Consider the following 24,115-nt stretch of genomic DNA (forward strand, 5'->3'; position numbering starts at 1 on the left):
AAAATCTAAAACATTCCTATATAAACTATAGGAATGTTTTTATTATTTGGGAATTTTATTTGTTCCTACTTACATTGCTTATTTGTTGTCACGCTCAATGCCAAGAACGAAAACTTATAATAGTTGACAGTTTATCAAATAAGCCTATTGCATTTGCTCATATTTTTACAGGCAATAACAATGAAGGTCTTGCAAGCGATGTAACTGGAGCCGTGATTTTAAAACAAGGATATAAGGAAGAAGCCATTACAATAACCCATCTAGGCTACTACACAAAAACCTTAAAAAAAGAAGTATATAATGATACTATCTTTCTAAAAGAAAAGAACACAAACCTAACAGAGGTTATAGTACAGAATAAAAAAGTGCAAACCTTAGGGTATACAAATCTTAAGAAAACTCGTTATATCACAACCTATGGTGAAAATATTATTCTAGCACAACACATACCTAATAAAACAGGCGCTGCACATACCCTTAAATCGCTTAACTACAAGATACGATCAAAGAAAAAAGATAGCCTTTTAGTAAGAGCCCACATTTATAGCGTTGACCCCATAACTAAAAAGCCCAACAAAGAGTTATTGTCAAAATCAATTATCTATCCCGTACGTAGAAAAAAAGGCACACTTAGTATAGATATTCAAGATCAATACATAGAGATGCCTAGCGAAGGACTGTTTATAGGCTTAGAATGGCTAGGAGAAAATAATGATGCTGCCTATGGATTTACAGCTGGCAACGACTCATCTATAAATGCGTTTGTAACGCTTGCCAGGCTCAAAGATAAAATCTGGTTGCAGTCACAAGCAAATGGTTCTTACGTAAGAGCATCTTTTGGCGTAGAAGTTTATTAATTAAGGCACCAGCTCCTTCACCTTTTCATATACTAGATCACCTTCCCAACCTCTGTAGGAGAGATAGTCTGCGAGTTTTTTACGCTTGCGGTATTTATCGGTTTCTGAGGAGAGTTGTTCATAACGCTTTCGCGAAAGCGTATTAAAAACCCTATCATACTCCGCTTCTTCTATCTCAAGTAGGGCTGTTTTGAGATTATAAGCGCTTATGCCGCGTTGTTTTAACTCACGAGTGATACGTACCCTCCCCCAGCTTTTATGACGAAATTTGCCCCTTGCAAAGGCTTTTGCAAATCGTTCCTCATTTAAAAAGTTGTGCTCAAGTAGGTGACCTATCACTACATCTATAGCTTCTGGTATCATACGCATATCTCTAAGCTTTTGTGCTACTTCTTTATGACAGCGGTCTTGATAGGCGCAGTAGGCTTCTAGCTTGCGTTTTGCCTCTTCTACAGTATATGTTTTTACGGGTTGTTGCACTGGGCAAATGTACTTGTTTTACCGCGATATCATTTTTACAACAAGGCATAAAAAAACCCCATCCTCTATTGAGAATGGGGTTTTTACTAGTTTACAATCTTGATGTCCTTGCCAGAAGCGTCTGTAAAGTTATACTCGAGATACGTGTATGCATCTCGCGGCATTACCTTTACCCACTTTTTATGTTCTAAAAACCATTTAGAACGTATAGAAGGAAAGCCTTTTGTTAAATAGGCTGCAACAAAGGGGTGCGCGTGTAGCGTCACCTTTTTTGCACCAGATTTTAAAATACGGTTGAGTTGTCCTTGAAGCTTCTCTACTATTACAATAGGTGCTTCTATCTCATTAGATCCCCCGTTAGGATTATCTTCACGGGTCTTAATGTTCATCTCTGGACGTACTCGCTGCCTAGTGATCTGGATAAGTCCAAATTTACTAGGAGGTAATATTTTGTGCTTTGCGCGATCTTCTTTCATCTCATCTCTGAGGTGGTTAAAGAGTTTGCGACGATTTTCGGCTTTACCCATATCGATAAAGTCTATTACGATAATTCCTCCCATATCACGGAGGCTAAGCTGTCTTGCTACTTCTGTAGCAGCAATCATATTTACCTCGAGTGCTGTATCTTCTTGACTCTTGGCTTTATTAGATCTGTTACCACTGTTTACGTCTACGACGTGTAGGGCTTCTGTATGCTCAATCACAAGATAAGCGCCACGGCTCATTGATACTGTTTGTCCAAAAGACGTTTTAATTTGTCTCTCGATTCCAAATTTCTCAAAAATAGGCACCTGGCTATTGTATAATTTTACAATGCTCTCTTTGTGAGGAGCGATCTCGCTTAGGTATTCTTTAATTTGATAATAAAGTGTTTCATCATCAACAGTGATGCTCGTAAAGCTATCGTTAAAAATATCCCGCAGGATAGACGATGCACGGTTCATCTCTCCTAGAACTTTACTAGGGTGGTGAGCACCTTTAATTTTTTTGCTCATAGTGGTCCATTTGTCCACTAGATTTTGCAGGTCCTTATCTAGTTCTGCAACTTTTACACCTTGTGCAACAGTGCGCACAATCACGCCAAACCCTTTAGGTCTGATACTTGTTACTAGTCTTTTAAGACGTGCCTTTTCTTCTTTGCTCTCAATCTTTTGTGAGATAGAGATGCGGTCTGAAAATGGTACGAGAACAATATAACGGCCAGCTATAGACAACTCGCTACTTATGCGAGGTCCCTTAGTCGAGATAGGTTCTTTTGCAATCTGTACAAGTACACTTTGTTTAGACTTTAGAACATCGGCTATTTTGCCATTTTTATCTATGTCTTTTTCAAAGGTGAAGTTTTGTAAGGAATAGTCTTTTAATTTACCTGTGCTTATACTTTTGATGTACTTCTGTAAGGTAGGTAGCTTAGGTCCGAGATCGTGGTAATGCAAAAATGCATCTTTCTCATAGCCTACATTTACAAATGCAGCGTTGAGACCAGATACGGCCTTTCTCACGTTTGCGATATAAATATCACCTACGTTAAACTTATTTTCATCTTCATCTTTATGAAGCTCAATAAGTTTTCCATCTTTTAGTAAGGCAAAATCAACTACGGAGGAACTAGATCTTATGATCAATTCTTTATTCACGTTGTAGTAATTTTATCCCAATGTAAATCGGGATGGTTGATACTTTTAATTTATCACAGGTGTATAGTGTATGTGTTTACATACTGTGTGTAATAAATACCGTTGCAATAATGACGTATCTTAGGTAAAAGATAGTGCTGTTATTGCGATGTCAAAGAACGCGTTATTGCACCCTTAGGGTGTAATAAAAGAAAAAGTAGTCTTAAGACTACTTTTTCTTTTTGTGGCGATTTGCTCTACGTCTTTTCTTACGTTTGTGAGTCGCTACCTTGTGTCTTTTTCTTTTTTTACCGCTTGGCATAAAAATGATAGTTTAAAATATTACTTATTAGTCTACACTAACGTTCGTTTTTACACCTTCTACAAATACTTTAGCAGGCTTGAACGCTGGAATATTATGTGCTGGAATCTTGATAGTTGTATTTTTTGAAATATTTCTACCAGTCTTCTCGGCTCTAGTTTTGATTATAAAGCTACCGAATCCTCTTAAGTACACGTTATCTCCTCCTTCTAATGAAGTTTTTACTTCCTCCATAAAAGATTCAATAGTCGCTTGTACGTCGTTCTTTTCGATACCAAGTTTCTCAGAAACTTTCGCTACGATATCAGCTTTAGTCATAATGTCAAATATATTAGGGGGTTAAAATTCAAGATTGCAAATATAGGAATTAAAATATCAAAGAATCAAACATAATCTTTTAAAAAATAGACACATAACATCTAGCTTTGTATAAAACCCTATTTTACATTGTCTTTTTCTAACAAACTCATTGCCTGGTATTTAGAACACAAGCGCGATATGCCGTGGCGCAATACCACCCATCCTTACCACATCTGGCTCTCAGAAATTATTCTTCAGCAAACGCGCGTAGCGCAAGGATTACCGTATTATATCGCCTTTACAGAAGCCTTCCCCACAGTACAAGATCTTGCTCAAGCCACAGAAGAAGAAGTACTTAAATTATGGCAAGGTCTAGGCTACTATTCTCGTGGTCGCAACCTGCACGCAAGTGCAAAAATAATTGTAGAAGAGATGGATGGCGTTTTTCCTAACACCTATGAGGAGATTAAAAAACTTAAAGGTGTAGGAGATTATACGGCCAGTGCCATTGCAAGCATATGCTTTAATGAGCCTACTGCCGTAGTAGATGGTAATGTGTATAGAGTGCTATCTAGAGTATACGGCATAGACACTCCTATAAATAGTACTGCCGGAGTAAAAGAGTTTAAAGCACTGGCACAAGAACTTATTGATGAAGACCGCCCTGCAGATTTTAACCAGGCTATAATGGAGTTTGGGGCGATACAATGTAAACCTCAAAACCCTTACTGCTTGCACTGTATATATAATGACAGTTGTGTGGCGCTACAACAAAATAAAGTATCTGTGCTTCCCGTAAAGCTCAAGAAGACTAAGGTGAAGCACAAATATTTCCACTACCTATATATTAAAGATAAGCAAGAGCAAACTATCATAAAGCAACGCACGGGCAAGGGCATCTGGCAGGGACTGTATGAGTTTCCGGTTATAGAAGAACTTACGGCGCTGCAAGAGGGGGAAGAAGACCGCTTTCGCGAAAGCGTAAAAAACCACTCCTTATTACAAGGTCTGGTTATAAATGATATTGATAGATATAATGACACTCCTATTGTGCATAAACTGTCACACCAGCATCTACACACCACATTCTGGATAGTAACGGTAGATGAAATTACTGATAATGCCACACCTATAAATAGAATCACCGAGCTACCTGTACCCGTGCTGATAGGAAATTTTATAGAGAAGTTACTCTAATACGGTTCTAAGCTCTTTTCTATACTCTGAAGGATTTTGCCCCACAAAGGCCTTAAATTTTTTATTAAAGTGAGAGAAATTATTAAACCCGCTTGCAAAACATACCTCTGTAATACTAAGGGGTTGCTCTGCTAGTAATTTTGATGCGTGTACGAGACGGTACTCATTTACAAACTGGGTAAAGGTTTTATTTGTAATCTTTTTAAAGAAACGGCAAAAACTCGGGATGGTAAGGTTAGTAAGATCTGCCATATCTTCTAGTGGGATTTCTTCCTTAAAATTAGTCTTCACATAATTAAATACGAGATTAATGCGGTCGTTATCTTTTACATCTGAGAGTAACGAGAAGCCATCTGCATTGAGAATTCTATATTCTTCTGTCTGAGCAAGATCACTTAGGATGTTGAGTTGTGATACTAGACGTTCAAAATCTGTTTGATGCTCCATTGCTTCCATCATCGCCCCTACTCTCGCCTTTGTCTCTCCAGAAAACACAATCCCACGATTTGCTACGTGTAGTAGTCTTTTAATATTTGCCATCTCTGGAATATTAAAGAAGTCTGCTCCTAAAAAATCGGGTTTCATATGTATGACGGTCTCACAGCTGTTACCTGTATCCTCATTTGTAAAACCACAGTGAGGTAAATTGCTACCTACTATTATAAGTGTTCCCCAGGTATAATAAGACACGTTACTCCCTACCTGCCTTCTCCCTGTACCCCCGTTTACAAAAACGAGCTCTATCTCGGGATGATAATGCCACACATTATTAACGTTTGTAGTGCGCTCATCAAACTTCTGGTAGGCAAACGAGGTTCCAAAATCTGGAGAAATAGACTCAAAAGTAGGTTTTTGCAAAATCATAGTAGAACTGCTTTACGAGGCAAAATTAAATAGGTTTAAAACCTTACATCACTAGAAATTTACCTCAATTATGTGCTAAATTAACATTTTATGATTTATTAACACATTACCGTGTTAATTACACACATATATTTGAAAATATGCGTGTAGTAGAAACTTATAATCGACCGTATGTTTGCAGTGTAAAAAATTAGAAATCAATCTTTTAAATTGAAATATTATGAAAAATGCAATCAAATTACTAGCAGCCTTTGCAATTTTAGTAACAAGCATTCAAGTTAATGCTACAGGATTAAATAATCCTCCTAAGACATCTGCAGAGAGCTTAGTTTTAAAAACAGACGGAGAGGTTGTGTATCTTAACCTACTTAATCTTGACCAAAGCCCAGTAAATGTAGTAGTACGTGACGCAATGGGACGTATTGTTTTTACAGAAACTATTGAAGAGACAAAAACGGTACACAAGGCTTTTAACTTTACTAAAGCTTTCAAGGGTACGTATTATGTAAAAGTAAAAGACGGTGACAAGAGTTACACCAAAGAGGTGGTTATCGGATAAACAAGACTAGTTTATTTTGTGTAAAAATTAGTATGCTTAGTTTAATCCCTAAAAGGTGGTTCTTTTAGGGATTTTTTATGTCTTATTATGAGGTATCACTGTTAGTTAAGGAGATTAGAAATCTATAGCCTTTATGTGATACAAGTGTGTTTTGGTAAACTTTCGCGAAAGCATAACAGCCTTGCATCGCAATATTTATTACATTTGATACTATGGCAGGAACTATCAATAAAGTGATCTTAATAGGTCACACCGGAGATGACGTAAAGATGAATTACTTTGAAGGAGGTAATTGTATAGGAAGATTTCCTCTAGCGACTAACGAGGAGTATGTAAACCGTACCACGGGAGAGCGCGTAAGTAACACTGAGTGGCACAACATTGTTGTGCGTAATAAAGCTGCCGAAATCTGCGAGAAATATCTAAAAAAAGGTGATAAAGTATATGTAGAAGGTCGCCTTAAAACTCGTAAGTGGACAGATGATAAAGGTATGGACCGCTACTCTACAGAGATACAGTGTCAAGAGTTTACCTTCTTAACACCTAAAGGCGAGAGTCAAGGGCAAGGGCAGCAAGCCCAGCAACCAAGACAAGCTGCTCAACCAGCACAGCCTAAAGCGCAACCTTATAATACAAATCAACCATCTCAACCTGCGCAACCTACTACAGACACTAGTGATGTAGATGATTTGCCATTTTAAGTTAATTTAAATTTTTGAACCTTTGGATCCCGATCCCGAACCCTTACTTATACTTTTACTCGCCCTTGACACCTCAAGTATTTTGAGTCTTGTGGCACTTGTTATACTGCTTACGTGCTCTGCGCTTATAAGCGGTGCAGAAGTAGCTTTTTTTTCGTTATCACCTAGTGACTTATTAGAAACCGAAGAGCTGGTAGCAGATCGCAAGATGATGGTGGTAAAGAAATTACTCACCAAACCTAAAAAACTACTAGCAACTATACTTGTGGCAAATAATGCCATAAATATTGCTATTGTACTTCTATTTGCCAGCCTGGGTGAAGTCATATTTGCAAATATTACGGCAGAGATTCTTACCATCCCTGTGCGCTTCTTACTGGAAGTGGTACTTATCACGTTTTTGATATTACTTTTCGGAGAGATTTTACCTAAGGTATATGCAAACAGAAACAACAAGAAATTTGCAGCGCTAATGGCATACCCTCTGCGTTTTTTAGATATGATCTTCACACCACTGAGCAGCCCTATGCGACTTGCTACGATGTGGATACAAAATAAGCTAGGTGAACAAAAATCTAGTTTTAATGTAGATCAATTATCACAGGCACTAGAGCTTACAAGTGAAGAAGACACAACAAAGGAGGAACAAAAAATTTTAAAAGGCATTGTATCTTTTGGTAATACAGATACAAAACAGGTAATGCGACCACGTATGGATGTCTTTGCCCTTAATAAGGATGACGATTACCAAAAAGTACTTAAAGAGATTACAGAAAATGGTTTCTCCCGCATCCCCGTATTTTCTGAGAGTGTAGATACTATAGTAGGTATTCTCTATGTAAAAGATTTACTACCACATCTTACTAAAAAAGACTTTGACTGGACAAAACTTATACGCGAGCCTTACTTTGTGCCAGAAAATAAAAAGCTAGATGACTTACTCGCAGAGTTTAAAGAAAAGAAAAACCACCTAGCCATCGTAGTAGATGAGTACGGTGGTACTAGTGGCCTTATCTCTCTAGAAGATATTATAGAAGAGATCGTGGGAGACATCTCAGACGAGTTTGATGATGAAAATATTATCTATTCCAAACTTGATGATTATAACTGGATCTTTGATGGTAAGACATCGCTCAAGGATTTTTATCGCATCATAAAACTAGAAGACACCACCATCTTTGAAAACAAGAAAGGTGAAGCCGAAACCATCGCTGGCTTTGTACTAGAAGTATCTGGAGGCTTTCCTCGTAAAAATGAGGTAATAAAGTATGACACCTATGCGTTTACTGTGGAGGCTATAGATAAAAAGCGCATCAAGCAAATTAAATTTACCATTACATCTTGAAAAACACAGCAGCCATACTCATCTTAATCATTGTAAGCATATCACTTATTTCTTGTGGAGGGGACACCTTGCCAAAACCTAAAAGCCAGCTTAGTTTATCATACCCTGCGCCTAGCTACAAGGCTACTGCTAGCGACTGTGATTATAACTTTGACCTCAACAAACTAGGAATTGTGCTTTATAAGAATGACTGCTCTGCAGTAATTGATTACCCAACCATAAACGGCAGCATCTTTTTAACCTACCGCAAGGTTGATAATAATATTAATGCACTGCTCAATGACGCTCAAAAGCTCACCTATGAGCACGTGCGTAAAGCAGATAATATTATAGAAGAAAAGTATGTAAACGAGACCCAAAACGCCTACGGGATGTTTTATGATATAAAAGGAGATGCAGCCTCACAGTCTCAATTTTATATTACAGATAGTACAAATCACTTTCTTACAGGTTCTATTTATTTTAATGCAAAGCCTAACTATGATAGTATCTATCCTGCAGCTATGTATCTCAAAAATGACATACGCCACCTTATGGAAAGTATAGAATGGCGTAAATAATATCGCCCTACTTTACCTCACAAACCTTTTAGATTTTTACCTTAAAAACGCCGACCTTTGCATTCTTAAATCAAAGCAATGCCAAACAAGTCTTTAAAATGGATATACCTCTTTGTTTTATCCATTATCTGGGGTAGTTCTTTTATCCTTATTAAAAAAGGGCTTGTAGGTCTAGACCCATTGCAACTAGGGGCTTTACGTATTTTATTTTCGGCAACGGTATTATTGCTTTTTGGGTGGAAAAGTCTCAAAAAGATAAAAAAACAAGACTGGAAATGGATAGGTATTACAGGTATACTAGGTACAGGGCTGCCTGTATTTTTATTTGCTTTTGCAGAGACAGAAATAGATAGTGCCGTGGTAGGTATTTTAAACTCTAGCGTACCCTTACTGGCGTTTATTTTTGGGATATTACTCTTTGGTGCACAATTTATACAACGGCAATTTATAGGCGTGCTTCTAGGGCTTGTGGGTGCTGGGGCTCTTATTTATATAGGCGCTCAAATTAATGAAGGTCAAAATTATTGGTATGCCTCACTGGTCATTATAGCAGCCTCCTTTTATGCACTTAATGTAAATATTATAAAAAGACACCTACAAGAAGTGCCTGCCATCGCTATTGCGGCTGGTAACTTTGTCTTTCTCATTATACCTGCGGCAATTATACTCGCTATTTCTGGGTTTTTTGATTTACCCGTTACTACAGATGCTACGCTACAGCAATCTATAGGGTACATCGTGATCCTCTCTATATTTGGCACTGCACTAGCAAAAGTGATGTTTAACAAACTTGTGCAAATGAGCAATCCCGTCTTTGCTTCTTCTGTTACCTATTTGATGCCTATTATATCTGTAATGTGGGGCCTGCTAGATGGAGAGGCCTTTACAATGCTTCAGTTTATTGCCACCCTTATCATTCTTGTAGGCGTTTATATAGGTAATAGCGCCAGAAAAAAAGCATAAGCGCTGTAAAAACAACTCTTACTATGTAGGTTCACGCTTTCGCGAAAGCGTAAAAAAAAGAAAAGCGGTCTACCTAAGTAAACCGCCTTTCACCAACTAAACTGTCGTTTTTCTAGCCTAATGGTGGCTGTCCATTCATAATCTCTTCACTTGCAAATGCTTCAAACTGCTTGAAGTTTTCTTTAAAAGATCTTGCAAGCTTGTTTGCCGTCTCATAATAACCTTTGTCATTATTCCACGTTGCGCGTGGGCTCAATACTTCTGTAGGCACTCCTGGACACGTACGTGGTTGTGCTAGTCCAAAAACTGAGTGTATGTGATAGTCATCGTGCGTAGTTTCTTGTGGTAACTTCCCTTCCATCGCAGCTTTAATCATCGCACGCGTGTACTTTAACTTCATACGTGATCCTACTCCGTAAGGTCCGCCGGTCCATCCTGTATTGATAAGCCATACGTTTACTCCAGCCTCTGTCATTTTCTTACTAAGCATCTCTGCATATTTTGTAGGGTGAAGCGGCATAAATGGCGCTCCAAAACACGCTGAAAATGATGGTACAGGCTCATTTACTCCTGCTTCTGTACCAGCAACCTTTGCAGTATACCCACTTATAAAGTGGTATGCCGCTTGACCTGGCGTGAGCTTAGAGATAGGAGGCAGTACTCCAAAAGCATCTGCCGTAAGGAAGAAGATGTTTTTTGGGTTTTTACCTAGTGATGGTACCTGTATGTTCTCAATGTGATCTATAGGGTAACTTACACGTGTGTTTTGTGTGATAGACGTATCTTCAAAAGCTACATTACCTTGCTCATCTAGTATAACATTCTCTAGAATGGCTCCTGGCTTTATAGCATTGTAGATATCTGGTTCATTTTCGGCAGAGAGGTTAATCACTTTTGCATAACAGCCACCCTCAAAGTTAAAGATGGTGTTATCTTTAGTCCACCCGTGCTCATCATCACCTATAAGCTTGCGCTCAGGATCTGCAGAGAGTGTGGTTTTACCTGTTCCAGAAAGTCCAAAGAAGATAGCGGTCTCACCGTTATCACCTACGTTTGCACTACAGTGCATAGGTAATGTCTCTTTCTCTACAGGAAGTATAAAGTTAAGTGCAGAGAAGATTCCTTTCTTAATCTCACCTGTGTAACCTGTACCACCTATAATGATGGTTTTTTCTGTAAAAGATAATATCGCAAAGTTGCTCTGGCGTGTACCATCTACAGCTGGATCTGCTAGAAAGCCCGGTGCGTTTAAGATAGTCCACTCTGGGTCAAATCCTTTAAGCTCCTCTTCTGTAGGTCTAAGAAACATATTATATGCAAACATATTAGACCAAGGGTACTCGTTTACAACGCGTATGTTAAGTTTGTAATCTTTATCTGCACACGCATAACTATCACGCACGTAGATTTCTTTTTCTGAGAGATAGTTTGCAACTTTTGTTTTAAGCTTTGCAAACGCCTCTTCTCCAAAGGGGAGGTTTATATCTCCCCACCAGACTTTATCTTCTGTTTTTGCGTCCCTTACGATAAAACGATCCATAGGAGATCTACCTGTAAACTTACCTGTGTTTACAGCGAGAGCGCCAGATGATGCGGTTTTACCCATATCATTTTCTACAGCAATTTGATGTAGTTTTTCGGGAGAAAGTTGGTAGTTGATTTTGGCATTTTTTATGCCAATTTTTTCTAATGAGAGTGTCTTCGATGCTAAGCTATCTGCGACCATACCAATGAGTTTTGTGTTGTTTTATGACACAAAAGTAAGAAGTCTAATCTAGGTACTATAACGTTTTCGCTGTTTTATTTAGATTTTATGAATTGTACTAGGAGTATTACCCAGCTCACAATGAGCAAAGTACCTCCTAGAGGGGTGATAAGAGCAATTTTTGTGAAGTTAAAACTGGTCAAATCATTAGTAGCAAGCCCATAAATAGAGCCAGAAAAGAATAGTATACCTATAACCGTAAGTATGAGAAGTATCCTCTTTGACTTTTCGCTTAAAGCGAAAACAGATATGAGCAATAGCAATAAGGCGTGATACATCTGGTATTTTACACCTGTCTCAAATGTAGAAAGTGCATCTGCATCAAGAACTTTTTCTAGCCCGTGAGCCCCAAAGGCGCCAATAACTACAGCCGTTAACCCAAATATCGCACCCGCTATACGTAACTTTTTATCCATAATCTTACTATTATATGCTTTGCAAAAGTGTACATTTAAACCTGCATAAATCAAACACAAAACTACAAAATACACTATCAATGCGAAAGATTCTAGTCATAGGAGCCGGTAAATCTACTAGCCAACTCGTAAACTATTTACTCAATAAATCTGCAGCAGAAGATTTGCACATTACCGTAGGTGACCTCTCTCTTGAAAATGCTCAAAAGCTTATAAATAATCACGATAACGGGACAGCCATCTCACTAGATGTTTTTGACAAAACACAACGAGAGCAAGCCATAAAAGAAGCAACCATCGTTATCTCAATGCTACCCGCACGTTTTCACATAGAGGTGGCAAAAGACTGTGTGACTTTTAATAAGTCTATGGTGACCGCATCTTATATTTCAAAAGAAATGGAAGCACTAGATACCGCTGTTAAGGAAAAAGGGCTTGTGTTTATGAATGAGATAGGGCTCGACCCAGGTATAGACCATATGAGTGCTATGCAGGTGCTAGATCGCATACGAGACAAAGGCGGTAAGGTGATACTTTTTGAGTCTTTTACTGGAGGCCTTGTTGCGCCAGAGAGTGACACAAACCTCTGGAACTATAAATTTACTTGGAACCCTCGCAATGTGGTACTTGCCGGTCAAGGCGGTGCAGCAGAGTTTATACAAGAAGGTACTTATAAATACATCCCTTACCAAAGACTCTTTAGGCGTACAGAATTTTTAGAAATAGAAGGCCACGGAAGATTTGAAGGATACGCAAACCGTAACTCCCTTAAGTATCGTTCTATATATGGTCTTGATGATATCCCTACGCTTTACCGAGGTACCATACGTCGAGTAGGTTTCTCACGTGCCTGGCAATTATTTGTGTTACTAGGTATGACAGATGATAGTTATACCCTACAAGACACAGAGACAATGAGCTATCGTGATTATACAAACCTTTTCTTACCCTACTCACCTACAGACTCTGTAGAGCTCAAGCTACGTCACTATCTTAAAATTGACCAAGATGACTTGCTATGGGATAAATTACTAGAACTAGACCTTTTTAATCCTTCAAAAAAATTAGGACTTACAAACGCTACTCCAGCACAAGCACTACAACGCATACTAGAAGACAAGTGGACACTCGCTCCAGAAGATAAAGATATGATTGTGATGTATCATAAATTTGGCTACGAGCTCAATGGTACTCGCAAGCAAATAGATGCGACTATGGTAAACATAGGAGAAGATCAAGTAGAAACTGCAATGGCAAGAACCGTTGGGCTCCCAGTAGCAATGGCCACACTGCGCATACTTAATGGTGAGATTACCACACCAGGCGTTCAGCTACCTATTAATCGTGAGGTGTATGAGCCTATTCTCAAAGAGCTAGAAGAGTATGGCATCACCTTTAAAGAGTATGAGGTAGACTACCTAGGTTACAACCCAGATAATGTAGGGGGATAGTTTTACGCTTTCGCGAAAGCGTCACAAAAAACACGCAACTCAATTACACATTACCAGTTATTACGTATCTTTCTCTTTCAATTTACAATCACAAGCGATGAAAATAGTTAAAGACGAACTGGTTATAGATGGTATAGATAAAATTATCTTGCGCCAGCTTATGGAAGATGCTCGTAAACCCATACTTGAGATAGCTCGTAAAGTGGGTATCTCTGGTGCTGCCATACACCAGCGTTTACGTAAGCTAGAAAAATCTGGTCTCATTGCCGGTTCAAAATTTATTATAGACCCAAAAGTACTAGGCTATCGCACGCAAGCTTTTATAGGAGTTCACTTAGATCGCGCTGCAAATAACGCAAGAGCCGTAAGACAGCTTAAGGATATACCAGAGGTAATAGAGTGTCACTACACTACAGGTAACTGGTCTGTTTTGATCAAGATTCTTTGTAAAAACAATGAGGATCTTATGAACTTACTTAACAAGAAAATACAAGCTATAGACGGGGTTTCTCGCACAGAAACCTTTATCTCCCTAGACCAGCAAATAGACAGACAGATAAAAATATAAACTAGAGCTTATATATACTTCATAAAAAAGCCTCTCAAAATGAGAGGCTTTACTTTTTTAAAGAAACTATAAATTATAGTCCTGGGTAGTTCTTTGTGATTAGATCGATAAGATCTACAATAGCCCAGATTCCTAAACCTCCTAGCGTAAGGATGTATAGAATATTCCATCCTATTGGACTTCCTAAATACCATCTGTGAGCTGCAAAAAGTCCTAAGAAGAACCATAGTAATAATGCAACAACTTGCTTGTCTGCAGCAGTAGCGGCAGGTGATGTAAGAACCTCTGTAGTATCCTCCTCAGCAAGGGTTACCCCGTTTACTGTTGCTACTGCAGTTCTCTGTACTGGAAATCCAGCATAAGTATTTGTAACGGCTAGCATTACAAACGCAAATAATAGTGTAATTTTGAGTCTCATTTTTTGATTTTATTTTGTTAGACGAATCTAATTTACTAAAAAAATACTATGCCCTTTAAATATATACTACTATTTCTCAATTGTTTAATTACAGCTATTTGCTTTGGGCAATTAGAAGATTATGAATATATGGGTGTGATAAAGCTTAATGACTCCGCCTTTATATCATACAAGCTAGCCTTTGAAGAGTTAGACGGGAAGATACAAGGCTACTCTATGTCTGATCTAGGTGGTAAGCACGAGACCAAGTCTAATATAAAGGGGACTTATGATAGTGACAAAAAAGAACTCTCATTTGCAGAGTATGATATTGTGTATACAAAATCACCTTTAGGAGAAATTGATATGTGTCTTGTAAACTTTACAGGAGGTCTTAGAAGTTTAGAGCGTAGCAAGGCCTTTAGCGGTCCATTCCAAGGGCTTTATCCTGACAAAAATCCTTGTCTAGATGGTATGCTCATAATGTCTGCGTCTGAAGAAGTACAGAAAAGAATAGATAGAATGGACCGCAAGATTCAAAAATCAAAAAAAGTAAGCCAAGAGGTCAAGGATAAGATTTCGGCTAGAAAGCTGGTTGACACACTTACAATGAGTATTGTAAAGAAAGACGAGAACCTTAACATCTTTACAAAGGGCAAAGAGATTATGGTATCTATATACGACTCTGGAAAAGTAGATGATGATCGCATTAATCTATACGTAGATGACAAGCTTATACTAGAAAACTACTCTATCACTCGTGAGAAGAAAAACATACCCGTAACTATTACAAATAAAACCGCTGTCGTGCGTGTAGAGGCAATAACCGAAGGAACCTCATCACCTAACACAGTGAAGGTAGAAGTAAAAGACGGGCCAAGTCTTATAACCACAAGGACAAGCCTCAAAACTGGCGAAAAAGCAGAGCTTACACTTGTAAAGCAATAAGCACACTTACAAAATTAACAAAGCCCTTATGTTATAAAACATAAGGGCTTTAGACTTTAAAAGAGGTATGTGTTTTTACTGCACGCTTATCTCTATACCTGTCATATTTCCGCTTGTTACAAATAGCAACTCATCTGGCACGGCAACGTTTTCAAGATCTCCAGTAAATGAACCAAAAACAAAATTAAGGTCTAGGTCAAAACTGTTAAGGTTTATTGCACCTACAGTTTCTAAGTTAGTTCTATAAGTCACCCCTCCTGTTTCAAATTGTATAGAAGCTGGTAATGTTTCATTTGCTGTGTTATAAGACTGTTCCATCACTAAGGGCGCATCTGGATTTGATGAGCCTACTGTGAGGGTAAATGTCTCACTTCCTACATCGTTTGTAGCAGTTACTACAAAGAGTTTACCGTCATTACTTAGTACTGCCGTCGGGGTGTCTGAACGAAATACCGCTCCATCTACAGAGGCTCTAAATTTTACGCTAGGTGCTTCTGCTGGCCCTTCATCATCACCACAGCTTGTTATGAAGCCAAATGTTATTAATAGTACTGCAATCTTTAGAAATCTTAAATTCATTAGTTGTTTTTTGAGTGAGCAGCAAAAGTAATCAGTTTCAAATAAATCTACGGCAATAAAAAACCCACGCTATAAACGTGGGTTTTTCTATTTAACATTTTCGCGAAAGCGAAAAAATTGTTCTGTCTATGCGACTCGCTCTTAGTATCTGTAGTACTCAGGCTTAAATGGCCCTTCTACCGTCACACCGATGTAATCTGCTTGATCTTTAGAAAGTGTTTCTAGCTCTGCTCCTAGCCTTGATAAGTGCAATGCTGCTACTTTTTCATCTAGGTGCTTAGGAAGCATATAAACTTCGTTATTGTACTTCTCGCTATTGTTCCAAAGCTCGATTTGTGCTAGTGTCTGGTTTGTAAATGAGTTACTCATTACAAAACTAGGGTGACCAGTTGCACAACCTAAGTTTACAAGACGGCCTTCTGCAAGAACGATAATATCTTTACCATCTATTGTATACTTATCTACTTGAGGTTTGATCTCATCTTTTGTAGCGCCGTGGTTACCGTTTAACCAAGCCATATCGATCTCATTATCAAAGTGGCCTATGTTACAAACGATTACTTTATCACGCATTGCCTCAAAGTGCTCACCACGTATGATGTCTTTGTTTCCTGTAGTTGTGATAACGATATCTGCATTACCTACTACGTTTTCTAGTTTCTTAACTTCAAAACCGTCCATTGCAGCTTGAAGTGCACAGATAGGATCAATTTCAGTTACTGTAACGATAGATCCAGATCCTTTAAAAGATGCTGCTGTTCCTTTACCTACATCTCCGTATCCACATACTACTACACGCTTTCCAGCAAGCATAGTATCTGTAGCACGACGTATAGCATCTACCGCACTCTCACGACATCCGTATTTGTTATCAAACTTAGACTTAGTTACAGAATCGTTTACGTTTATAGCTGGCATAGGTAACGTTCCATTCTTTACACGCTCGTAAAGACGGTGTACACCCGTTGTAGTTTCTTCAGAAAGTCCTTTTATGTCTCCTGCTAGTTCTGGGTAACGGTCAAGTACCATATTAGTAAGATCTCCTCCGTCATCAAGAATCATATTTAATGGCTTGCGATCTTCTCCAAAGAAAAGTGTTTGCTCGATACACCAGTCAAATTCTTCTTCATTCATTCCTTTCCAAGCATATACTGGGATACCAGCATCTGCAATTGCTGCAGCTGCTTGATCTTGCGTAGAGAAGATGTTACAAGAAGACCAAGTTACCTCTGCTCCTAGTGCTTTTAAAGTTTCTATAAGTACTGCAGTCTGGATAGTCATATGTAAACATCCAGCAATACGAGATCCTTTAAGTGGTTGCTCGTCCTTATACTCCTCACGTAAAGACATAAGCCCAGGCATCTCTGCCTCTGCTAGTTCTATCTCTTTACGTCCCCAAGCTGCAAGGGAAATATCTTTTACTTTGTACGGTACGTACGGTACTGTCTTATTGCTCATTTTCTTATCTTTATCTTAAATTCATAGACCCGTTAAGGCGGTGCAAATTTACGCAATAACTTAGACACTCTAATGCCTCTTTACAAAACGATAACAGTTTCCCCTACTACAAAAGTGTACATCTGGAAGATTGAGGAAAGTCTAGAAACGCTTAAATCTACCCTACCCTTAGGCGAAGGACAAACCCACATCCTTACACCGCATTGCCAAAAAAGACTTGACAGTATGAAGTCTGACCTGCACCAGCGTGGCTTTATGAGCATACGCCACCTACTCGCAGAGGCAGGTTATACAGATTTTGACCTATATTACTCTCCATCTGGCAAGCCTCACCTGCACGATGGCAAGCACATCTCAATAACACATAGCTACACATTTACCGCTATTATCATAAGTGACGACCCAGTAGGAATAGATATAGAGAAGCAGCGCGATAAGATTTTACGCATCGCTCATAAGTTTACACCTATTGAGGAGTATTACACCCTTACCAGCTCTGAGGCTCGCATACGTAAACTCACCTATGTGTGGGGAGCAAAAGAATCGCTATATAAACTATATAATCAAGAGGGGTTGAGTTTCTTAAAACATATAGATGTGCAAGACTTTGAGATGGACGCCTCACAAACTACAGCAAGAGTGGTGTATAATGGAGCATCTTCAACCTATGCAATTTATCTTATGGAGTTTGAAGGTTTTACCTGCGTGTACGGTTTATAAAGTCTATTTATTGATTACTCAAAGGTGTTGTAGCAACTCTCACAGCAAGCACTTATTAATCCACATAATTAATTGTAAATTTGCCCCCTTAAATAGGGATGAGTACGCTTTCGCGAAAGCGCATATATAATACACTTACAATGAAATATCACTTTAACGAGATAGAGGCCAAATGGCAAAAATACTGGGCAGATAAGGGCACCTTTAACGCCTCAAACAGCAGTGACAAGCCTAAATATTATGTGCTAGATATGTTTCCTTATCCATCTGGAGCAGGACTGCACGTGGGGCACCCGCTAGGGTATATTGCCAGTGATGTGTATGCGCGTTACAAGCGCCTTAAAGGCTTTAATGTATTGCACCCGCAGGGGTATGACTCTTTTGGACTTCCAGCAGAGCAATATGCAATACAAACGGGACAGCACCCTGCCGTAACTACAAAGGTTAATATAGAAGGCGGTGTAGATAACCAAGGTAATGAGATTGCCGGGTATCGTAACCAGCTTGATAAAATAGGATTCTCTTTTGACTGGAGTCGCGAGGTACGCACCTCAAATCCTGAGTATTACAAATGGACACAGTGGATTTTTACAGAGCTATTTAACTCGTGGTACAATAACGACACAAATAAAGCAGAAGGTATAGAGACTCTAGTTTGCGCTTTCGCGAAAGAAGGAAATGGAAATATAAACGCTGCTTGTGATGATAACATTGAGCCATTTACAGCAGCACAATGGAACGACTTTTCTGAAAACGAAAAACAAGCCATACTCCTACAATACCGCCTCACCTACCTTGCCGAAACAGAAGTAAACTGGTGTCCAGCACTAGGTACTGTACTGGCAAATGATGAGATTGTAAACGGCGTTTCAGAACGTGGAGGGCATACCGTAGTGCGCAAGAAAATGACACAGTGGTCTATGCGCATCTCTGCTTATGCAGAGCGTTTGCTACAAGGGCTTGACAGCTTAGACTGGAGTGAGTCTATAAAAGAAACACAACGCAACTGGATAGGTAAATCTGTAGGAGCTACTGTATCTTTTAACTTAAAAGATCACGACAAAAAGATAGAAGTATTTACCACACGCCCTGACACTATTTTTGGTGTAAGTTTTATGACACTTGCTCCAGAGCTAGATCTTGTACAAGAGATTACTACTCCAGAGCAAAAAGAAGAAGTAGATGCATACATCGCCTCTACCGCAAAGCGTTCTGAGCGCGAGCGTATGGCAGATGTAAAAACAATCACGGGAGCATTTACAGGAGCCTATGCAGAGCACCCATTTACAAAAGAGCCTATACCTATCTGGATAGGTGACTATGTACTTGCCGGTTATGGTACAGGTGCGGTAATGGCAGTACCTTGTGGTGACCAGCGTGATTATGACTTTGCAAAGCATTTTGGGATTGCTATTCCTAATGTTTTTGAAGGGGTAGATATTTCTGAAGAAGCCTTTGCAGATAAGGCAACTACCGTCATTGCAAATTCTGATTTCTTAAATGGATTAAAGTATAAGAAAGCAGTAAAACTTGCCATCTATGAGTTAGAAAAAATAGGTGCAGGTTCTGGTAAAACAAATTACAGATTACGTGATGCGGTTTTTAGCCGCCAGCGTTATTGGGGAGAACCTTTCCCAGTATATTACAAAGACGGGATGCCACATATGATTGATGTGGAACACTTACCACTGGAGCTGCCAGAAATAGAAAAATACCTCCCTACAGAAGATGGAGAACCACCACTAGGCCGTGCAGATGTATGGGCGTGGGATAGTAAGACTAACAAAGTTGTTTCAAATGACCTTGTTCGTTCAGGCGCAGTCGAGAACTCCGAGGATAATGGAATTTACCCATTAGAATTAAACACAATGCCAGGCTGGGCAGGTAGTAGCTGGTACTTCTTTAGGTATATGGAAAAAGCACAGCGTGATGCTGTCTTTGCCTCAAAAGAAGCGATGGACTACTGGGGTAATGTAGATTTATACATAGGAGGGTCTGAGCACGGTACCGGTCACTTATTATACTCTCGTTTTTGGGTAAAATTCTTAAAAGACAGAGGTCACGTAGGTGTAGATGAGCCTTTCCAAAAGATGATTAACCAAGGGATGATCTTGGGGACGAGTGCTTTTGTTTACAGAGAGGAGAATAGCAATACATTCTTGTCACTAGGATTAAGTAAAGACAAGCAGGTACAACCTATACACGCTCCAGTAGCATTTGTAAATGCATCTGATGAGCTAGATGTAGCAGCCTTCAAAAAATGGAGACCAGAATTTAAAGATGCAGAGTTTATTCTTGAAGATGGGGTTTACAAAGTAGGCCGCGAGGTTGAAAAAATGTCTAAGTCTAAGTACAACGTCGTAAATCCAGATGAGATTTGTGAGCAGTATGGAGCAGACACCCTACGTATGTACGAGATGTTTTTAGGACCGCTTGAGCAAGCAAAACCTTGGAACACGGCAGGTATTACGGGCGTACACAACTTCTTAAAAAAATTCTGGAAGTTATACCATAATGGGGCAGAGGCTGCTTTTAATGTAACCGATACCCCAGCAAGTAAGGACAGCTTAAAAACGCTACATAAAACCATAAAAAAGGTACAAGAGGATATTGAGAATTTCTCCTTTAACACCTCTGTATCTACATTTATGATTGCAGCAAATGAGCTAAGTGCTCAAAAGTGTACTTCACGCGAAGTTCTTGAGCCACTTGCTATACTTATTGCACCTTATGCGCCACACATTGCAGAGGAGTTATGGAGTAAGCTGGGTCACACCGAAAGTATTTCTGAAGCTGGCTTCCCGGTTTTTGAAGAAAAGCACCTTGTAGAAAGTGCAAAAAACTATCCTATCTCTTTTAATGGTAAAATGAAATTCACCCTTGAGCTACCATTAGATATGAGTAAGGATGAGATAGAAAAAACCGTGATGGCACACGAAAAAACACAAATGTATCTTGATGGCCGCACACCAAAAAAGGTGATTGTTGTGCCTGGTAAGATTGTAAACATAGTGGGTTAACACACATATACTCTTGCCTGTAAGTCATATTATGGGCAAGATTTAATTACATACTAATGTCTGAAATAGATGATATAGAGATCATAGGTCTCATTGCTGCTACACTTACCACTGCAGCCTTTTTACCCCAAGTATATCAAACTTGGAAAACTAAGGATGTATCAGGGTTGAGCTTACCTATGTTTACAATGTTTTTTGTAGGCATTGTGTTCTGGCTTATTTATGGAGTGCTTAAAGAAAGTCTATCTATCATACTGGCAAATGCTATTACAGTTATCTCCTCATTTTTACTATTGTATTTTAAAATCAAATACGGCAAAAACTAGCATTTACATATTATTAAAAATGGCTGTCTATTTTTAATAATATCACTTTTTACACCCCTGATTTTTAATATTTTATCAGCTTTCATTTTTTACATTTCTGCTACCTTGCCGCAAAAATTTAAGCGATGGTTATAGGGGTACCCACTGAGATTAAAAACAATGAAAACCGAGTGGGCATCACCCCAGGAGGTGTATATGAACTCACAAAACGCGGTCATACAGTATATATTCAAAAGGATGCTGGCGTAAACAGTGGTTTTGTAAACCAGCAATACATAGATGCTGGAGCAAACATACTAGACACCATAGAAGAGGTATATACAATTGCTCAAATGATTGTAAAGGTTAAGGAGCCTATAGCTCCAGAATACACGCTTATTAAAAAAGACCAGATTGTCTTTACCTATTTTCATTTTGCCTCTAGCGAGCCACTCACAAAAGCAATGATAGCTAGCCGCGCTACTTGTATCGCATATGAAACGGTAGAAGAAGCAGATAGATCTCTACCACTGCTTACCCCTATGAGCGAGGTCGCTGGGCGTATGTCTATACAACAAGGAGCAAGATATCTTGAAAAACCCGTAAAAGGGCGCGGTGTACTACTAGGTGGTGTACCAGGGGTGAGCCCTGGCAAAGTACTCGTTCTGGGTGCAGGCGTAGTAGGTATACAAGCAGCCAAAATGGCTGCAGGTCTAGGTGCACACGTTACTATACTTGATATAAGTATGAAGCGACTACGCTATGTAAATGATATAATGCCACCACACGTAGTCACAGAATTCTCAAACGAATTCAACATAAGAAAACATATCAAAACACACGATTTAATCATAGGAGGTGTATTGATACCTGGTGCAAAAGCACCTAAGTTAATCACACGTGATATGCTCAAGGAGATGCGACCTGGTACCGTAATAGTAGATGTAGCGGTAGACCAAGGTGGCTGTGTAGAAACCTCAAAACCTACCACACACCAAGATCCAGTTTTTATCATAGATGATGTGGTGCACTATTGTGTTGCAAATATGCCGGGAGCAGTGCCTTACACCTCTACGGTAGCCCTCACAAATGTTACATTACCCTATGTGCTCAAACTAGCAGACAAAGGCTGGAAAACAGCTTGTGCACAAGATGAGGTTCTTAAAAAAGGGGTGAATATTGTTTCCGGAAACGTGGTTTATGAAGAAATCTCTGAGGTTTTTGATATCCCATACACACCACTAGCGATTTAAAAAGGAGGTTGAGTACGCTTTCGCGAAAGCGCAAAAAATCTTTATAGACCTATCACTCCACTAAAGCAATAGATCTACCGACTATTGACACGAAAGGGGTGAGAAAATGTCGTTTTATATTTTGGCGTAGTTTATGCGCTATACTTTTGTAACTTTAAAAACGTAAAACAACTAAAAAAATAAACGACTATGCTAGCAGGATCTATGGGTTACTACATTATAGTAGGAGCCATTGCACTCATAAGCGGACTTGTAAGTTCTAAGCTTAAGAGCAAATTCAAACATTATTCTAACCTACAACTACGCAACGGGATGTCTGGCGCTGAGATTGCCGAAAAAATGCTTGCAGATAATGGAATTACAGATGTAAAAGTAATCTCTGTTGCAGGCCAGCTTACAGACCACTATAACCCTAGAGATAAAACGGTAAACTTAAGTGAGGTTGTTTACAGCCAGCGCAATGCCGCAGCAGCTGCCGTGTCTGCCCACGAGGTAGGTCACGCTATACAGCACGCTACAGCATACAGCTTTTTACAAATGAGATCTAAGCTCGTACCTGTGGTAAATATTGCTTCTAAGATGAGTATGTGGGTAATTATGGGTGGTGTTGCACTTATGGCTACTACTAAGATAGGTGGTACTGTTGCCATTATAGGTCTTGCACTTTATGCAATGGGAACACTCTTTAGCCTTATCACACTTCCGGTAGAGTATGATGCAAGTAATAGAGCACTTGCCTGGCTCAAAGCCGAAAATATGGTAACACCAGAAGAGTATGATGGTGCAGAGGATGCCTTAAAATGGGCAGCACGCACCTATCTTGTTGCCGCTTTAGGATCACTTGCCACTCTCTTATATTTTGCACTACAAGTTTTTGGAAGTAGAAGATAAAAGACTATATAGTAGTTAATTACTTACTATAACCTGCCACAATGACGCGATAGTCAATCCTGATATGCGCATTGTAAGGTTTGGAATTATTATTGACTAACTTTGTATTACAAATTAGAATAACAATTTAACACGATATAGTTATGGCATTAGAAATCACAGATGCAACATTTGAAGAACAAGTATTAAAAAGCGATAAGCCAGTATTAGTAGACTTTTGGGCTGCTTGGTGTGGACCTTGTCGTATGGTAGGACCAGTTATTGAAGAGATTGCTGGAGAGTACGAAGGTAAAGCTATCGTAGGTAAAGTAGACGTAGATGCAAACCAAGAATTTGCAGCAAAATACGGTGTACGTAACATCCCTACAGTACTTATGTTTAAAGACGGTGAAGTAGTAGGACGTCAAGTAGGTGTTGCTCCAAAGGCTACTTATACAGAAGCAATAGACGGACTTTTATAGTCTCCCCTATTTTAATAAGATTATCAGAAAGGTTTGGCACAGTGCCGAGCCTTTTTGTATTTTTAAAGCATTAGATAGAAGGTGTACGCTTTCGCGAAAGCGTAAAATGCAAACTTTAC

The 24,115-nt window shown here is 39.1% G+C and carries 25 protein-coding genes; 16 read left to right on the plus strand and 9 right to left on the minus strand.

The annotated features are described in order from the left end of the window. Nucleotides 1–59 precede the first annotated feature (59 nt). Nucleotides 60–857: a hypothetical protein gene (locus tag ACJJVM_RS06670; protein WP_298350168.1), complete on the plus strand. Its 798-nt coding sequence runs from the start codon at nucleotides 60–62 to the stop codon at nucleotides 855–857. Here the strand turns inward: ACJJVM_RS06670 and ACJJVM_RS06675 are convergent, their stop codons facing one another. From ACJJVM_RS06675 to ACJJVM_RS06685, 3 genes are all read right to left on the minus strand, one after another. Further along, entirely contained in the window at nucleotides 858–1,337 is a 480-nt protein-coding gene (locus ACJJVM_RS06675) for a regulatory protein RecX (RefSeq protein ID WP_298350166.1), read from the minus strand. An 86-nt stretch (nucleotides 1,338–1,423) separates the two neighbouring features. Further along, on the minus strand, nucleotides 1,424–2,974 hold the full coding sequence (locus ACJJVM_RS06680) for a ribonuclease E/G (RefSeq protein WP_298350164.1): 1,551 nt from the start codon (nucleotides 2,972–2,974) through the stop codon (nucleotides 1,424–1,426). Between the two features lie 328 nt (nucleotides 2,975–3,302). Next, on the minus strand, nucleotides 3,303–3,593 hold the full coding sequence (locus ACJJVM_RS06685; RefSeq protein WP_013750876.1) for an HU family DNA-binding protein: 291 nt from the start codon (nucleotides 3,591–3,593) through the stop codon (nucleotides 3,303–3,305). 129 nt (nucleotides 3,594–3,722) lie between these two features. Here ACJJVM_RS06685 and mutY point away from each other — a divergent pair, with 129 nt between their 5' ends. Further along, entirely contained in the window at nucleotides 3,723–4,772 is a 1,050-nt protein-coding gene (mutY, locus tag ACJJVM_RS06690; RefSeq protein WP_405211174.1) for an A/G-specific adenine glycosylase, read from the plus strand. On the opposite strand, the gene ACJJVM_RS06695 is transcribed toward mutY, so the two are convergent. After that, the gene (locus ACJJVM_RS06695; RefSeq protein ID WP_298350160.1) at nucleotides 4,764–5,636 is read right to left on the minus strand and encodes an AraC family transcriptional regulator; all 873 of its coding nucleotides are present in this window, start codon (nucleotides 5,634–5,636) and stop codon (nucleotides 4,764–4,766) included. The genes mutY and ACJJVM_RS06695 overlap by 9 nt on opposite strands. Before the next feature lie 220 nt (nucleotides 5,637–5,856). Between ACJJVM_RS06695 and ACJJVM_RS06700 the strand changes: the two genes are divergently transcribed. The 5 genes from ACJJVM_RS06700 (at nucleotide 5,857) to ACJJVM_RS06720 (ending at nucleotide 9,764) form a co-directional block, all read left to right on the plus strand. After that, nucleotides 5,857–6,195, plus strand: a complete 339-nt coding sequence (locus tag ACJJVM_RS06700) for a T9SS type A sorting domain-containing protein (RefSeq protein WP_298350158.1) — start codon at nucleotides 5,857–5,859, stop codon at nucleotides 6,193–6,195. Between the two features lie 212 nt (nucleotides 6,196–6,407). Continuing rightward, nucleotides 6,408–6,896 carry a single-stranded DNA-binding protein gene (locus tag ACJJVM_RS06705; protein ID WP_035326717.1) on the plus strand — a complete coding sequence of 163 codons (489 nt, stop codon included), beginning with the start codon at nucleotides 6,408–6,410 and terminating at the stop codon, nucleotides 6,894–6,896. A 22-nt stretch (nucleotides 6,897–6,918) separates the two neighbouring features. After that, nucleotides 6,919–8,241 (plus strand): gliding motility-associated protein GldE, encoded by a 1,323-nt coding sequence (locus ACJJVM_RS06710; protein ID WP_298350155.1) that lies wholly within the window; start codon nucleotides 6,919–6,921, stop codon nucleotides 8,239–8,241. Continuing rightward, entirely contained in the window at nucleotides 8,238–8,801 is a 564-nt protein-coding gene (gene gldD, locus ACJJVM_RS06715; RefSeq protein WP_405211175.1) for a gliding motility lipoprotein GldD, read from the plus strand. The genes ACJJVM_RS06710 and gldD overlap by 4 nt, the downstream gene beginning before the upstream one ends. A 78-nt stretch (nucleotides 8,802–8,879) precedes the next feature. Next, complete coding sequence (locus tag ACJJVM_RS06720; protein ID WP_380031287.1) at nucleotides 8,880–9,764, plus strand: DMT family transporter; 885 nt, start codon at nucleotides 8,880–8,882, stop codon at nucleotides 9,762–9,764. A 112-nt stretch (nucleotides 9,765–9,876) separates the two neighbouring features. On the opposite strand, the gene pckA is transcribed toward ACJJVM_RS06720, so the two are convergent. Continuing rightward, complete coding sequence (gene pckA, locus ACJJVM_RS06725; protein ID WP_298350149.1) at nucleotides 9,877–11,490, minus strand: phosphoenolpyruvate carboxykinase (ATP); 1,614 nt, start codon at nucleotides 11,488–11,490, stop codon at nucleotides 9,877–9,879. Between the two features lie 74 nt (nucleotides 11,491–11,564). Continuing rightward, complete coding sequence (locus ACJJVM_RS06730) at nucleotides 11,565–11,945, minus strand: DUF423 domain-containing protein (RefSeq protein WP_038601163.1); 381 nt, start codon at nucleotides 11,943–11,945, stop codon at nucleotides 11,565–11,567. Nucleotides 11,946–11,959: 14 nt separating this feature from the next. On the opposite strand from ACJJVM_RS06730, the gene ACJJVM_RS06735 reads away from it, so the two are divergent. Together ACJJVM_RS06735 and ACJJVM_RS06740 are read left to right on the plus strand one after the other, a co-directional pair. Beyond that, nucleotides 11,960–13,396 (plus strand): saccharopine dehydrogenase family protein, encoded by a 1,437-nt coding sequence (locus ACJJVM_RS06735; RefSeq protein WP_405211176.1) that lies wholly within the window; start codon nucleotides 11,960–11,962, stop codon nucleotides 13,394–13,396. Nucleotides 13,397–13,493: 97 nt separating this feature from the next. Continuing rightward, the gene (locus ACJJVM_RS06740) at nucleotides 13,494–13,964 is read left to right on the plus strand and encodes an Lrp/AsnC ligand binding domain-containing protein (protein ID WP_298350145.1); all 471 of its coding nucleotides are present in this window, start codon (nucleotides 13,494–13,496) and stop codon (nucleotides 13,962–13,964) included. 73 nt (nucleotides 13,965–14,037) lie between these two features. Here the strand turns inward: ACJJVM_RS06740 and ACJJVM_RS06745 are convergent, their stop codons facing one another. Further along, nucleotides 14,038–14,382: a TM2 domain-containing protein gene (locus ACJJVM_RS06745; protein WP_298350144.1), complete on the minus strand. Its 345-nt coding sequence runs from the start codon at nucleotides 14,380–14,382 to the stop codon at nucleotides 14,038–14,040. Between the two features lie 48 nt (nucleotides 14,383–14,430). On the opposite strand from ACJJVM_RS06745, the gene ACJJVM_RS06750 reads away from it, so the two are divergent. Further along, nucleotides 14,431–15,309: a hypothetical protein gene (locus ACJJVM_RS06750; RefSeq protein WP_405211177.1), complete on the plus strand. Its 879-nt coding sequence runs from the start codon at nucleotides 14,431–14,433 to the stop codon at nucleotides 15,307–15,309. A 75-nt stretch (nucleotides 15,310–15,384) separates the two neighbouring features. Here the strand turns inward: ACJJVM_RS06750 and ACJJVM_RS06755 are convergent, their stop codons facing one another. Then, entirely contained in the window at nucleotides 15,385–15,888 is a 504-nt protein-coding gene (locus tag ACJJVM_RS06755; protein ID WP_405211178.1) for a DUF6252 family protein, read from the minus strand. A gap of 141 nt (nucleotides 15,889–16,029) precedes the next feature. Further along, entirely contained in the window at nucleotides 16,030–17,346 is a 1,317-nt protein-coding gene (gene ahcY / locus ACJJVM_RS06760) for an adenosylhomocysteinase (protein WP_405211179.1), read from the minus strand. A gap of 72 nt (nucleotides 17,347–17,418) precedes the next feature. Between ahcY and ACJJVM_RS06765 the strand changes: the two genes are divergently transcribed. From ACJJVM_RS06765 to trxA, 6 genes are all read left to right on the plus strand, one after another. Beyond that, nucleotides 17,419–18,066, plus strand: coding sequence for a 4'-phosphopantetheinyl transferase family protein (locus ACJJVM_RS06765; RefSeq protein ID WP_405211180.1), 648 nt, complete (start codon nucleotides 17,419–17,421; stop codon nucleotides 18,064–18,066). Nucleotides 18,067–18,206: 140 nt separating this feature from the next. Then, complete coding sequence (leuS, locus tag ACJJVM_RS06770) at nucleotides 18,207–21,086, plus strand: leucine--tRNA ligase (protein WP_405211181.1); 2,880 nt, start codon at nucleotides 18,207–18,209, stop codon at nucleotides 21,084–21,086. Between the two features lie 56 nt (nucleotides 21,087–21,142). Further along, nucleotides 21,143–21,412 (plus strand): SemiSWEET family sugar transporter, encoded by a 270-nt coding sequence (locus ACJJVM_RS06775; RefSeq protein ID WP_298350138.1) that lies wholly within the window; start codon nucleotides 21,143–21,145, stop codon nucleotides 21,410–21,412. A 125-nt stretch (nucleotides 21,413–21,537) separates the two neighbouring features. Beyond that, nucleotides 21,538–22,644, plus strand: coding sequence for an alanine dehydrogenase (gene ald, locus ACJJVM_RS06780; RefSeq protein ID WP_405211182.1), 1,107 nt, complete (start codon nucleotides 21,538–21,540; stop codon nucleotides 22,642–22,644). Nucleotides 22,645–22,833: 189 nt separating this feature from the next. Next, on the plus strand, nucleotides 22,834–23,535 hold the full coding sequence (locus ACJJVM_RS06785; RefSeq protein WP_236626648.1) for a zinc metallopeptidase: 702 nt from the start codon (nucleotides 22,834–22,836) through the stop codon (nucleotides 23,533–23,535). Nucleotides 23,536–23,678: 143 nt separating this feature from the next. After that, the gene (gene trxA, locus ACJJVM_RS06790) at nucleotides 23,679–23,996 is read left to right on the plus strand and encodes a thioredoxin (protein ID WP_035326672.1); all 318 of its coding nucleotides are present in this window, start codon (nucleotides 23,679–23,681) and stop codon (nucleotides 23,994–23,996) included. Nucleotides 23,997–24,115 lie beyond the last annotated feature (119 nt).

The sequence above is a fragment of the Dokdonia sp. Asnod2-E02 genome, assembly GCF_045063915.1.
Classification (GTDB): Bacteria; Bacteroidota; Bacteroidia; order Flavobacteriales; family Flavobacteriaceae; genus Dokdonia.